The sequence below is a fragment of the Myxococcota bacterium genome (assembly GCA_041389495.1).
Classification (GTDB): Bacteria; Myxococcota_A; UBA9160; order UBA9160; family UBA4427; genus JAWKRT01.
In genome coordinates, this window is sequence record JAWKRT010000001.1 from 1,649,020 (window position 1) to 1,661,509 (window position 12,490).

Here is a 12,490-nt window from a genome sequence, read left to right on the forward strand (position 1 = left end):
CCATGACGACCCCCTCCTTCTCCCTGACCCCGTCCGAGGCGCGCGCCTATCGCGAGGACGGCTTCTTCGTCCGCGAGGCGCAGTTCGCGCCCGCCGAGCTCGACGCGATGCGCGCGGCCGCCGAGCGCGTCGTCGCCGTCGCGGGCGCCGCGGCGCAGGCGAGCCCGGCCTACGCGATCGACGGCAACCGCTACGTCGACACCGACGGCATCACCGTGCAGTTCGAGCACGCCGAGGGCACCGCGACGATCCGCGTGATCGAGCCGTTCCACCACCTCGACCCGCTGTTCGACGCCCTGCTCGACGACCCGCGCATCGTCGAGCCGATGCGCGGCGTGCTCGGCTGCGACCGCGTCGCGGTGTGGACCGACAAGATGAACCTGAAGCGCCCTCGCGAGGGGTCGCGCTTCCGCTGGCACCAGGACTCGCCCTACTGGACGCACGTCTGCGCGCACGTCGACCGGCTGCCGAACGTCATGGTCGCGCTCGACGACGCGAGCGAGCGCAACGGCTGCTTCCGCGTCGTGCGCGGCAGCCACACGAAGGGCTGCCTCCCGGGCATCCACGACGGCTCGCGGCTCGGCCCGCTGTTCACGGACCCGACGGCCTTCGACGAGTCGCGGCAGGTGCCGATCGCGGTGCCCGCCGGGTCGCTCGTCTTCTTCAGCCCGCACACCGTGCACGGCTCGCTGCCCAACGAGTCCGACGAGCCGCGGCGCGCGCTCGTGCTGACCTATCAGCCCGCGGGCTTCCCGATGTTCAAGCGCGAGGGCGTGCGCGAGGCGGGCGCCGCGAGCGCCGCCGGGTGAGGCGCGGCGCCCGGCGGCGACGCTAGGCGTCGACGTCGCGCAGCGAGGCGCGCGCGAACTCGCGCGCGAGCGCGTCGTACGTCGTCGCGACGGGGAACTGCGGGAACTCGTCGATCACGTTCTGCGGCGGGCGGAACAGGATCCCCGCGTCGGCCTCGGCGAGCATCGTCGTGTCGTTGTACGAGTCGCCGGCGGCGATGATGCGGAAGTTCAGGCCGTGCAGGGCCTGGACGGCCTTGCGCTTCGGGTCCTTCTGGCGCAGGTGGTAGTCGACGATCGTGCCGCTCGCGTCGGACTCGAGGCGGTGGCAGAACAGCGTCGGGTGTCCGAGCTGCGCCATGAGCGGCGCGGCGAACTCGTAGAACGTGTCGGAGAGGATGATCACCTGGAAGCGCGCGCGCAGCCACGCGAGGAAGTCGGCCGCTCCCTCGAGCGGACGCATGCCGCCGATCACCTGCTGGATGTCGGCGAGCCCGAGCCCGTGCTCCTTCAGGATCGCGAGGCGCTGCTTCATCAGCACGTCGTAGTCGGGGATGTCGCGCGTCGTCGCGCGCAGCGCATCGATGCGCGTGCGTTCGGCGAACTCGATCCAGATCTCGGGGATCAGGACGCCTTCGAGGTCGAGACAGGCGAGCTCCACGTCCGGGACTCCTCGTGTGCCGCGGCGGGCGATGCGCGGCGTGCGCACGCGCGACGCGACCGGTGCCGACGAGGCGCGGAGTCTAGCGGCGAGGTACGCTCCGCGCGCCGCAGGGGGGCGGCGCGATGACGATCGTCGAAGCGCTCGTGCTCGGCCTCGTGCAGGGGCTGACCGAGTTCCTGCCCGTGTCGAGCTCGGGCCACCTCGTGATCTTCGAGACGCTATTCGGGATCGAGGGCGAGGGCGGCCTCGTGTTCGAGGTCGCCGTGCACGTGGCGACGCTGCTCGCGATCCTCGTCGTCTACCGCGCGCGCGTCGCCGGCCTCGCGCGCGGAGCGCTCGCGCGCGACCGCGACGCGTGGGCCTACATCGCGAAGCTCGCGCTCGCGACGTTTCCCGCCGTCGTCGTCGGTCTCGGCGCGAAGGACCGCATCGAGGCGACGTTCGCGAGCCCGGCCGTCGTCGGCGTCTGCCTCGTCGTCACCGCGGCCATCCTGTGGACGACGCGCGCGACGCTCCCGCGCGCGCGCGCCGCGGAGCCGGGCTTCGCGGCCGCGCTCTGGATCGGCTGCGCCCAGGCGTTCGCCATCCTGCCCGGCATCTCGCGCAGCGGCACGACGGTGGCCGCCGCGCTCGCGCTCGGCGTCGCGCCGATCGCGGCCGCCGAGTTCTCGTTCCTGCTCGGCACGATCGCGATCGCGGGCGCGGCGGTGCTGATCCTGCCCGACCTCGCGGGCGCGCGCGCCGAGCTCGCGCCGATCGCGCTCGGGAGCGCGGCGGCGCTCGCGTCGGGCGTCGGCGCGATCGCGCTCTTCCTGCGCCTGCTCGAGCGCAAGACGTTCCACGCGTTCGCCTACTACCTGGTCCCGGCCGGTCTCGGCTTCCTCGCGTACACGGCGCTGCGCGCCTAGCGAGCGCGCGCCCCGACGCAGAGCGGCCCGCCTCCCGAGGGAGGCGGGCCGCCGTCGTCGCCGGCTCGAGCCGCCGTCTACGGCTCGAGGATCGGGTGGAGCCGCTGCGCGGGCTGCGTCTCGCGCAGCTTCTTGAGCGCGCGCGCCTCGAGCTGGCGGACGCGCTCGCGCGAGAGGCCGAGCGACTGGCCGATCTGCTCGAGCGTGTGCTCCTCCTCGCCGCCGAGGCCGTAGCGCAGGCGCAGGATGAGCTGCTCGCGCGGCGTGAGCGACCCGATCAGCGAGCCCACCCCGGTGCGCATGCGCTCGTCGTCGATGCCGCCGTCCGGGCGCGTGGACGTCGGGTCGGCCACGAAGTCCTCGAGCCGCTTCTCCGTTCCCGCCACCGTCGACTCGAGCGAGATCGCCTCGCGCGAGAGGCGGTCGAGCGCTTCGAGCGACTCGGTGTCGGTGCCGAGCGCCGGCGCGAGCTCGGCCGGCGTCGGCTCGCGGCCGAGCTTGCCCGTCAGCTCCGCGCGCACGCGCTGGCTGCGCTGCAGCCGGTCGTGCACGTGCGAGGGCAGGCGGATCGTGCGCGAGTGGTTCTGGATCGCGCGCACGAGCGCCTGGCGGATCCACCAGACCGCGTACGTCGAGAACTTGAAGCCGCGCCGGTGATCGAACTTCTCGACCGCGCGGATGAGCCCCAGGTTGCCCTCCTGGATCAGGTCCGGGAACGACAGGCCGAGGTTCCGGTAGTCCTTCGCGATCGCGACCACGAGCTTCAGGTTGTGCTCGATGAAGCGGTTCTTGACCGTCGTCATCTGGTGGTGCGCCGTCTCGACGCGGTCGACCAGCTCGAGCAGCCGCTCCTTCGCGACGCCGGCCTGCTCCTCGAGCTCGGCGAGCCGACGCGTGCGCCGGCGCGCCTGGCGCATCTCGGCCGCGAGGTCGAGCGCCTGCTCGCGCAGCTCGACCAGCACGGCGAGCGACAGCTGCGCGCCGTGCATGTCCTTCGCGATCCTGGCGTCGGCCTTGGCGAGCGCGTCCGCATCGGCGTCGGCGCCCTTGAGCCAGATCTTGTCGCGGTCGGCCAGGTGGCCGCGCAGCTTCTTGACGGCGCGCTCGACGCGCGCCGCGATCTCGCCCGTCTCCTCGTCGCCGGCCGACTCCGAGAGCTTGGCGCCCGTGTGGGACAGCGCGCGCAGCGCATCCCAGCGCGAGACGACGTGCTTGGCCGAGCTCGGGATCGCGTAGAGCGCGTCGCGCAGCTGCGCCGTCGACGCCTCGAGATCCTTCGCGAGGACGACCTCCTCCTCGCGCTTGAGCGTGCGCGTGCCGCCGATCTCCTGGAAGTAGGACTCGAGCGGCCGCCGCTCGCGGCCGGGATCGAGCTCCTCGGACTGCGCGACGGGCGTCGCGCCCTGTGCGGACGACTTCGCCTTCGGATCGCTCTTTGCGTGCTGCTTCTCGCTCATACCACCACCTCGCGGGCTCCGTTCGTCAGTGCGATTCCGAAGTGCTCGTCGGATACCGCCTGCCCGGGCCCGGTTTCGGATCGGCCTCGTCGACTCGCGCCGACGGCGGAGCGCCGATCGGTCGGCGCGCTCGCCTGCCTCTGCCTCCAACCTCGCATCGCCGGCGTCGGCGCTTCCGCCGCTCGCGCCGACCGGACGACCGCAATGCCCAAGGACCGTTCGCTCGTCACGACGACCTCCCGCGAGCGGCGCGGGCCGCTCGCTGTCCGTACGGGGAAGGTCATGCTTCGCTGGCCACGGCTGCGGTGCGATCGACGGAGGCGAGGGCGCGCGATGGAATCGCCGTCCGCAGGCAGGGCTTCGCGTCCTGGCTGCGGGCCATCGATCGACCGAGTGGGGGGGCAACCAAGTGGCCCGGGATTATCTGCGTTTCGCGTGACTTCTGCTAGCGATTTTCCGACCCCGAGCACGCGATCGCGCTCCTCTCGAAAGGGCTGCCGGGCCACCCCGTGGGCGGCTCCGGGATTCCAGACTGGGTCGCCCTGGGCGCCTTGCCACCGTCCTCCTCGACCTCTCACGGGAGGTATGTGGCGCTTCGGCAACGTTTGTGTCGAACCTGCGGTCGCGGTGGCCCGAATCGGGCGCCTCGCGCCGGCGAGAGCGCCTTCGCGCCGCCCGCGCGGCAGCTCGTGCGCGGAGCGCGCGCGCTAGAAGGGCCAGATCAGGGGGATGAGGACGATCCCGAGGGTCGCGACGAGCACGTCGAGCGGCCACCCGCTGCGGACGAAGTCCGCGAAGCGGTAGCCACCCGGGCCGTAGACGATCAGGTGGGTCTGGTACGCGACCGGCGACGCGAACGCGCAGCACGAGGCCGAGGCCACGGCCATCACGAACCCGCGCGGGTCGGCGTCGACGAGCTGCGCAGTGGCGACGGCGACCGGGAACATGATCGCCGCGGCGGCGTTGTGCTGGAGCGTCTCGGCCATCGCGAGGCACAGCAGGTAGACGACGGCGAGCGCGACGTGCGGCGAGGCGTCGTGGCCGATGCCGGCGGCCGCGACCAGGCCGCGCGCCACGAAGTCCGCCGCGCCCGTCACCTGCATCGCCTGCGCGATGCCGAGCCCGGCCCCGATCACGATCAGGATCGGCCACTGCACGCTCTGCCGCGCCTCGGGCCCGGTGACGCAGCGCGTGAGGATCAGCACGCCGGCGCCCGCACAGGCGGCGAGCGAGATCGGCACGTCGAATGCGCTCACCGAGAGCACGAGCGCGACGAGCGTCGCGATCGCGAGCCAGGCGCGCTCGAAGCGCGGCTTGTCGCCTTCGCCGATGTCCGAGACGAGGAAGAAGTCGGGGCTGTTGCGGTGCGCGCGCAGGAAGCCGGGCGCCGTCTGCAGCAGCAGCGAGTCGCCCGGGCGCATGACGATGTCGCCGATCTTGCCGGCGACGCGCTCGCCGTTGCGGTGGATGGCGATCACCGCCGCGTCGTAGACGGTGCGGAAGTTCGCGCGCTTGACGGTCGTGCCCGCGAGCGGGGACGAGCTCGACACCACGGCCTCCACCCACATCCGACGCGCCGCCGACACGCGTCGCGCCTCCTCCTCCTCGACCGGCACGAGCCCGCGGATGCGCTGGAGATCGACGATCGTCGAGACGACGCCCGCGAACACGAGGTGGTCGCCGGCGCGGATCGGGAGGTCGGGCGCGACGGGCGTGATCACGCGGCCGCGCCGGTCGATCTCGACGAGGAACAGGCCGGGCAGGTGGCGGAGCCCGGCGTCCTCGACCGTCTGGTTGACGAGCGGGCACTCGGGCTCGACGCGCATCGTGATCATGTACTCGCGGCGCCGGTCCCCGACGACGTCGCCGGGCGGCTCGCGGTCGGGGAGCACGCGCCAGACGCCGAAGATCAGGTAGAGCAGCCCCGCGAGCGCGATCGGGAGGCCGAGCGGCAGCAGCTCGAAGAAGCCCATCTCGCGCATGCCCGCCTCGCCCATCAGGCCCGCGACCGTGAGGTTCACGCTCGTTCCGATCAGCGTCGTGCTGCTGCCGAGGATCGCCGCGTAGGACACGGGGATCAGCAGGCGGCTCGGCGAGATGCGCACGCGCTTGCCCCAGTCGATGACGGCGGGCGTCATCATCGCGACGATCGGCGCGTTGTTCAGGAAGGCGGAGAACGCGGCGACGGGCACCGTGATGCGGACGAGCCCGCCCGTGAGCGAGGACTCGCGTCCCATCCACCAGCGCAGCACGAGGTCGAGCGCGCCCGTCGAGCGCAGCGCCGCCGACACGATGAACAGCACGCCGATCGCGATCACGGACTTGTTCGAGAAGCCGGCGAACGCCTCCGCCGGCGTCAGGATGCCGACGAGCGCGAGGCTCACGAGTGCGGCCATCATGACGAGATCGGGCGCGGCGATCTCGCGCAGCATCGCGACGAGGGCGAGCGCCACGACGCCGAGCGTGAACGCGATCTGCCAGTCCATGTGGCGTCGGACGATAGGCGGCGGCGCACGCGCGGCCAAGCGTCGCGGCCGCCCGCCCGCGCGCGTGCGGCGCGCGCTCCGGCGATCCGCCACACTCGCGCGCCATGTCCCAGGCCCTGCGCGCGACCGCCGGCTTCTCGGAGAAGGAGTTCTACCTCGCCGAGTTCCGCGGGCGCTCGCTCGGCGTCGTGCTGGCCGACGCGAAGCCCGCCCAGGCGGGCGACGCGGGCGTCCTGCGCGGCGTGCTCGACGACCTCGAGGGCAACGCCACGAGCTGCGTGCTGATCGGTGCGGATCGCCGCCGCCTCGCCGGTGTGGCCGGGCGGGGGAAGGTGGCCGTGGTCGACGCGCGCGACCCGCGCTGGGTCGGCGCCGTGTGGCGGGGCATGCAGCGCGCGCGCGTCGTGTGCCTGCTCGCACCCGGGGCGGCGTCGCTGGCGGCGTGCGTGCGCCGCGCCGCGGCGCGGCTCCGGCTCGCGAAGGTCGTGTGGCTCGACGCCGAGGGCGGGCTCGAGCGGCCGGCCGGCGGCCGCATCTCGCACGTCGACCAGGCCGAGCTCGCGGAGCTGGTCGCGCGCGACGCGCGGCGCGCCGAGCGGCTCGGCGACATCGCGGCGATGCTCGAGGACGGGCTGCCGTCGGCCGCGATCTGTGCGCCGTCCGGGCTCGCCGACGAGCTGTTCACCTTCGCGGGCTCGGGCACGTTCTTCACGCGCGAGGGCTACATCGAGGTGCGGCCGCTCGGGCTCGACGAGTTCGACGCCGGGCACGACCTCATCCGCCGCGGCGTCGCGGAGGGCTACCTCGTACCGCGCAGCGAAGCCGCGCTCGAAGAGGTCATCACGAACGCCTTCGGCGTCTTCGTCGAGCGCCGCTACCTCGCCGGCATCGGCGCGCTGCTCCCGCACGCGAAGGAGAACGCCGGCGAGCTCGGCTCGCTCTACACGCTGACGCGCTTCGCGGGCGAGGGCGTGGGCGGACACCTCGTGCGCTACGCGCTCGACGCCGCCCGCCGCGAGGGCTTCGCCTACGTGTATGCGTGCACGACGCAGCCGCGCGTGGTCGGCTTCTTCGAGACGAACGGCTTCGCGCGCGTCGACCCGTCGCGCGTGCCCGCCGAGAAGTGGGACGGCTACCCCGACGAGCGCCGCGCGCAGGTCACGTGCCTGCGCTGCGACCTCGCCTAGCGTCGCCTCCCGACGGCCGACGGCTCAGCGCGGCCACAGGCGCTCGAGGTCGATGCGCACGCCGGCGTAGGCGGCGACTCCCGGCTGACGGAAGCCCGCGATCGCCTCGTAGTCCTCGTCCGCCGCGTTCTCGACGCGCGCGTACACGTCGAGCCACCCGGTCGCGGCGAAGCGCACCATCACGTCGACGACCGCGTAGTCGTTCGCCTCGATGATGGCGAACGTGACGGGCGAGAAGTCGAGACGGTCGTCGAGCCAGCGGACCGAGGCCGTGACGTCGACCCGCTCGATCGGCGACCACGTCGCCGAGAACGACACCTCGTGCGCGGGGCGCCGCAGCAGGCGCCGCTGCGCGAGCCGGTCGCGCGTGTACAGGTAGGTGTAGTCGATGCGCGCGCGCAGCAGGCCGAGCGCGCTCCCGCGCTCGAGCAGCACGGCGTCGGCGGAGGCCTCGACGCCGCGCGTTCGCGCCTCGGCGACGTTCGCGTTCACGAACGTCGGCGCGGCACCGACGATCAGGTCGTCGATCCAGTTGGCGAACACACCGACGTCGGCGCCGAAGCGGTCGTCCGCGCTCCGCCACGCGATGCCCGCGTCCGCACCGATCGCGCGCTCGGGCTCGAGGGCCGGGTTGTTGGTCGCGAACGTGTCGTCGTAGAGCTGCCCGAGCGTCGGCGCCTTGAAGCCGTTGCCCGCGGAGATGCGCAGCTTGAAGCCGGTGTCGGGGATGCGCACCGCCGCGCTCCCGCGGCCGACGACCTCGGTGCCGAAGATCTCGTGGTGGTACACGCGCGCACCCGCCGCGAGGTCGACCGCGTCGAGGAGCGAGAGCTGCAGGTCGCCGTAGGCCGAGTACGCGTCGACGTCCACGCGCAGCGCGTTGCCGGACGACGTGCCGGCCATGATCTCGCGCTCCCACTCGGCGCCGACGACGATCGCGAGCGCCTCGAGCGGCCGCAGCGTGTGCTGCCAGTCGACCTCGTGCAGGCGGCCGGTGAACCGGCTGCGCCCGAACGCGAGCGAGTCGCGACGGGCGTGGTTCACCGACCAGGCGAGCGTCTGCTCCCACGCTCCGTCGAACAGCGAGGCGCGCGGCGCGACGCGTCCGACGAACTGGCGCGCGTCGGCGTAGCTCGACCCGGGGCTGCCGCCGGAGTCGATCTCGACGTCGGCGTCGACGTAGCGGAAGCCGAGGTCGATGCCGAGCGCGTCGCCGCCGAAGCCGACCTGGTTCGAGAGCGCGAGGCGCTCGTAGCCGTCGCGGTCGCCCGCGACGTCGGTCGTCGCGATCGAGAAGCCCGTCACGTCGGTGCGCGTGAGCGACGCGGCGTAGTAGTGGCGCGGGCCTCCCCCGCGCACGGACGCCGTCTCGACGTTGGTGCCGAACGAGCCGCCCTCGACGGAGGCGCGCACGTGCGGCGCGCCGCGCTCGCGCTTCGTGATGACGTTGATGACGCCACCGATCGCGTCCGATCCGTACAGCACGCTCTGCGGGCCGCGCAGCACCTCGATGCGCTCGATGTCCTCGACGGCGACGTGGTCGAGCTGCGTCTCGCGGTTCGGGCCGGCGGCGTCGTGGAGCTTCACGCCGTCGACGAGCAGCAGCGTCTGGTTCGAGTTCGCGCCGCGGATGAACACGGACGGGATCGTTCCCGGGCCTCCCTGGCGCACGACGGTCAGGCCGGGCACGCGCTCGAGCGCGTCGACGAGCAGCGCGTCCTGCTGGAGCTCGAGCTCCTCGGCATCGATCACCGTGAGCGCGCTGCCGACGCGCGGGAGCGCGAGCGGCGTGCGCGTGGCCGTGACGACCATGCGCTCGGCGTCGGGCGAGCCGACCGGCGGGAGCTCCGCGTCGTCGTCGGCGGCCGCCGTGCGCGGCGCGAACGCGGCGCATGCCGCGAGCGCGGCCGCGAACGTCGCGAGCGACCGGACGCGAGTCGAGCGGAGTCGGAAGGAGGGGGAGGGGAGGCGGACGGCGAGAGCCAGCGACATGCGCGATCTCCTGCGCAGCACCCGTGCGCGTCGGAGCAAGGCGCCGGCGGACCTCCCGCCGGCCGGCGAATCGGCGGCCGACGAGGCGTCCGGGGTGCGCGCGCGCGCGGGTGCGGTGCAGGAGCGCGAGCACGGAGCTCGCGTTCTGCCTCGCACTCTCTGCCTCGGAGAGTCTCGAAGCCGCTCGAGGGGCCGGTCTTCTGGCTCCCGGATCGTCCGACCTCGCGCTGCCTTCCCGGCCGTCTTGGCGCCGAACGAGGCGTTGCCTCGCTCGGCCCGGCCAGTGGCTTCGTGCGCACGGGTCGTCCCCGGTCACAGCGACGGGCTCGCGCCGGATTCGCACCGGCTTCCCGCAGCCGAGGACGCTCGTCGCCCTCGACTGCCTCCCGCCTGACGACGCCGACGCCGGAGCGGCGGTGCGCGTAGCGGGAGGACACCCCTGATTCGATGTGCGCGCAGGAGTATCAGAGCGCGGACGCGCGGGCAACGAAGAACGCGCGCGGCGGGCGTTGCGCGCGCGGCGCGCGAAGCGCGGCGCAGAGGCCGGAGCCGGGCGGAACTGGCGGCGAGCCGCTTCGTTCCGCCCGGGCTCCCATGCGAGCGTGGACTGTAAGCCGGGTTCTGTTCCCGACGCGGGTCGCCCCGCGCCGGACGAAGGCCATTCATCTAGGCGACGCGTTGCCGCGCCGCTCGAGCGCTCTCACCCGGATGCCCGGCCGCCGCCTCGCGGCGACGGCCTTCGGACGGGCCGCCCTCGATGGCATCCCTATTCGAGCTTGCTCCGGGAGGGGCTTGCCTCGCCGCCAGTCACCTGGCCGTCGCGCGTGGGCTCTTACCCCACGATTTCACCCTTGCCTGTGCCTCCCCCGCCGCCCTCACCAGGCGGCGGCTTCGTCGGCCATCGGCGGTGTGATTTCTGTTGCGCTTTCCCTCGGGTCGCCCCGGGTCGCCGTTAGCGACCTCCCCGCCCTGTGGAGCCCGGACTTTCCTCCCGCGGACGGTGCGTGTCCGCCAGCGACCTTCCGTCCACCTCCGGCGCGCGCAGCGTAGCGCCGCGACTCGGAGTCGCTCGAATTCCTTTGAAAGTATCCATTGAATACTCATCGAGGATCGGATAGATACTGCGCGCATGCCGTCCGCGTCCTCGTCGCCGAGCCCCGTCCGCGCCATCCCGCAGCCGAAGTCGATCTTCGATCCGGTCGCGCGCGCGCTCGACTTCATCGGCGATCGCTGGACGCTCGTGCTCGTGCGGCAGCTGCTCGACGGGCCGCGCGGCTTCCAGGAGCTGCGCCAGCGCACGGGCATCGCGCCGCGCGTGCTGTCGGGGCGGCTGCGCCAGCTCCAGGACGACGGCTTCATCGAGCTCGCGGGCGACGGGCCGCGCGCGCCCTACGGCGTGACGGAGCGCGGGCGCGCGCTCGAGCCCGTGATCCACGAGCTCGCCCGTTGGTGGGTGCACCACGGCATCCAGGAGCTCGAGATCGACGTCGGCCAGTTCACGGAGACGTCGCCGCAATCCATCTTCGAGGCGCTGCCCGTGCTGCTGCGCGAGGAGAACGCGCGCGGCGCGCACGTCGTGTTCGAGGTGCGGCTGACGGGCGAGGGCGGCGGCGCCTGGACCGTCGCGATCGACGACGGCCACTGCCGCGTCGAGCCCACCTTCGCCGAGCGCGCCGACGTCCGGTACACGGCCGACGCGCGCACGTGGTGCGGCGTCGCGCTCGGGCTCGTCGACGCGCGCGACGCGATGAAGACGGGCCGGCTCTCGAAGGAGGGCGGCCAGGCCGCGCTCGACCACTACTTCCACCAACCCTCGCGACTCGAGGCGCCGAGCGCGCGCCGCGGGCGGCGGGGGGCCTGACAGGAGGAGACGCGATGATCTCCTTTGGACCGACCGAGGAGCAGGAGCTCGTCCGCGACACGCTGCGCGAGTTCGCGGCGGAGGCGATGCGCCCGCACGCGCGCGCGCAGGACGAGGCGAGCGAGCCGTCGGAGGAGCTGCTCGGGCAGCTGCACGAGCTCGGCCTCGCGTCGACGGCGATCCCCGAGACGTACGGCGGCGGCGGCGAGGCGCGCTCGCCGATCACGAACGCGCTCGTGCTCGAGGAGCTCGGCTACGGCGACGCGTCGCTCGCGGTGGCGGCGATGGCGCCGGCGGGCTTCGCGAACGCGGTGCTCGACTTCGGCACCGACGAGCAGAAGCGCGCGCTGCTGCCCGCGTTCTGCGGCGCGTCGTTCCACGCCGCGTCGCTCGCGCTGCTCGAGCCGGGCGCGTTCTCCGACCCGGCCCTCCCGCGCACGGTCGCCGAGCCGAAGGGCGACGCGGCGTTCGTGCTGTCGGGCGCGAAGGCGTTCGTGCCGTTCGGCGACCGGGCGAGCCACTTCCTCGTGAGCGCGCGCAGCAACGGCGGCGTCGACCTGTTCGTGGTCCCGCGCGACGCCGCGGGGCTCACGGTCGGCGCGCGCGAGCGGAACATGGGCCTCAAGGCGCTCCCGACGACGGGCCTCGAGCTCGAGCGCGTCGAGCTGCCGCGCGCGGCGCGGCTCGGCGGCGACGCCGGGTGCGACGTGCGCCGCGTGCTCGACGGCGGACGCGCGGCGATCGCCGCCGTGCTGACGGGCGTGTCGCGCGCCGTGCTCGACTACTGCGTTCCCTACGCGAAGGACCGCGTCGCCTTCGACGAGCCGATCGCGCGCAAGCAGGCGATCGCGTTCATGCTCGCCGAGATGCACATGGAGACGGAGGGCATGCGCTGGCTCGCGTGGCAGGCCGCGGCCGCGCTCGAGCACCGCGACCCGGCGCTCGACGCGACGAAGGCCGCCTACCAGGCGCGCGCGATCGCGTCCGAGAAGGGCATGTGGATCGCCGACAACGGCGTGCAGTGCCTCGGCGGGCACGGCTACATCCGCGAGCACCCCGTCGAGATGTGGTACCGCAACGCGCGCACGCTCGGCGTGCTCGAAGGAACGCTCTGCCTCTAGCCGTCCGCCCGCGCACTGCGCGAAGG

The 12,490-nt window shown here is 73.4% G+C and carries 9 protein-coding genes, 1 other RNA gene and 1 riboswitch; of the genes, 5 read left to right on the forward strand and 5 right to left on the reverse strand.

Annotated elements, in window-relative coordinates; translation table 11 throughout:
- Positions 1 to 2 precede the first annotated feature (2 nt).
- The gene (locus R3E88_07310) at positions 3 to 809 is read left to right on the forward strand and encodes a phytanoyl-CoA dioxygenase family protein (GenBank protein ID MEZ4216269.1); all 807 of its coding nucleotides are present in this window, start codon (positions 3 to 5) and stop codon (positions 807 to 809) included.
- Positions 810 to 831: 22 nt separating this feature from the next.
- On the opposite strand, the gene thrH is transcribed toward R3E88_07310, so the two are convergent.
- Entirely contained in the window at positions 832 to 1,449 is a 618-nt protein-coding gene (thrH, locus tag R3E88_07315) for a bifunctional phosphoserine phosphatase/homoserine phosphotransferase ThrH (protein ID MEZ4216270.1), read from the reverse strand.
- A 125-nt stretch (positions 1,450 to 1,574) separates the two neighbouring features.
- On the opposite strand from thrH, the gene R3E88_07320 reads away from it, so the two are divergent.
- Complete coding sequence (locus R3E88_07320) at positions 1,575 to 2,360, forward strand: undecaprenyl-diphosphate phosphatase (GenBank protein MEZ4216271.1); 786 nt, start codon at positions 1,575 to 1,577, stop codon at positions 2,358 to 2,360.
- A 77-nt stretch (positions 2,361 to 2,437) separates the two neighbouring features.
- On the opposite strand, the gene R3E88_07325 is transcribed toward R3E88_07320, so the two are convergent.
- Together R3E88_07325 and R3E88_07330 are read right to left on the reverse strand one after the other, a co-directional pair.
- Positions 2,438 to 3,817: a sigma-70 family RNA polymerase sigma factor gene (locus R3E88_07325; protein MEZ4216272.1), complete on the reverse strand. Its 1,380-nt coding sequence runs from the start codon at positions 3,815 to 3,817 to the stop codon at positions 2,438 to 2,440.
- 707 nt (positions 3,818 to 4,524) lie between these two features.
- Complete coding sequence (locus R3E88_07330; GenBank protein MEZ4216273.1) at positions 4,525 to 6,303, reverse strand: SLC13 family permease; 1,779 nt, start codon at positions 6,301 to 6,303, stop codon at positions 4,525 to 4,527.
- A 104-nt stretch (positions 6,304 to 6,407) separates the two neighbouring features.
- On the opposite strand from R3E88_07330, the gene R3E88_07335 reads away from it, so the two are divergent.
- Positions 6,408 to 7,490, forward strand: a complete 1,083-nt coding sequence (locus tag R3E88_07335; GenBank protein ID MEZ4216274.1) for a GNAT family N-acetyltransferase — start codon at positions 6,408 to 6,410, stop codon at positions 7,488 to 7,490.
- 24 nt (positions 7,491 to 7,514) lie between these two features.
- Here R3E88_07335 and R3E88_07340 read toward each other — a convergent pair whose 3' ends face one another.
- Positions 7,515 to 9,482, reverse strand: coding sequence for a TonB-dependent receptor (locus R3E88_07340; GenBank protein ID MEZ4216275.1), 1,968 nt, complete (start codon positions 9,480 to 9,482; stop codon positions 7,515 to 7,517).
- A 193-nt stretch (positions 9,483 to 9,675) separates the two neighbouring features.
- A riboswitch (cobalamin riboswitch) is annotated at positions 9,676 to 9,835 on the reverse strand.
- A 241-nt stretch (positions 9,836 to 10,076) separates the two neighbouring features.
- An RNA gene (rnpB, locus tag R3E88_07345) (RNase P RNA component class A) lies at positions 10,077 to 10,515 on the reverse strand.
- A gap of 96 nt (positions 10,516 to 10,611) precedes the next feature.
- Here rnpB and R3E88_07350 point away from each other — a divergent pair.
- Both R3E88_07350 and R3E88_07355 read left to right on the forward strand, forming a co-directional pair.
- Positions 10,612 to 11,343 (forward strand): winged helix-turn-helix transcriptional regulator, encoded by a 732-nt coding sequence (locus R3E88_07350; GenBank protein MEZ4216276.1) that lies wholly within the window; start codon positions 10,612 to 10,614, stop codon positions 11,341 to 11,343.
- 14 nt (positions 11,344 to 11,357) lie between these two features.
- Complete coding sequence (locus tag R3E88_07355; GenBank protein ID MEZ4216277.1) at positions 11,358 to 12,464, forward strand: acyl-CoA dehydrogenase family protein; 1,107 nt, start codon at positions 11,358 to 11,360, stop codon at positions 12,462 to 12,464.
- Positions 12,465 to 12,490: the final 26 nt, after the last annotated feature.

Bases quoted from the DNA above. Each gene is read 5' to 3' on its own strand.
- R3E88_07310 (MEZ4216269.1), top strand. From the start codon at position 3: ATGACGACCCCCTCCTTCTCCCTGACCCCGTCCGAGGCGCGCGCCTAT.
- R3E88_07320 (MEZ4216271.1), top strand. From the start codon at position 1,575: ATGACGATCGTCGAAGCGCTCGTGCTCGGCCTCGTGCAGGGGCTGACC.
- R3E88_07325 (MEZ4216272.1), bottom strand. From the start codon at position 3,817: ATGAGCGAGAAGCAGCACGCAAAGAGCGATCCGAAGGCGAAGTCGTCC.
- R3E88_07330 (MEZ4216273.1), bottom strand. From the start codon at position 6,303: ATGGACTGGCAGATCGCGTTCACGCTCGGCGTCGTGGCGCTCGCCCTC.
- R3E88_07335 (MEZ4216274.1), top strand. From the start codon at position 6,408: ATGTCCCAGGCCCTGCGCGCGACCGCCGGCTTCTCGGAGAAGGAGTTC.
- R3E88_07340 (MEZ4216275.1), bottom strand. From the start codon at position 9,482: ATGTCGCTGGCTCTCGCCGTCCGCCTCCCCTCCCCCTCCTTCCGACTC.
- R3E88_07350 (MEZ4216276.1), top strand. From the start codon at position 10,612: ATGCCGTCCGCGTCCTCGTCGCCGAGCCCCGTCCGCGCCATCCCGCAG.
- R3E88_07355 (MEZ4216277.1), top strand. From the start codon at position 11,358: ATGATCTCCTTTGGACCGACCGAGGAGCAGGAGCTCGTCCGCGACACG.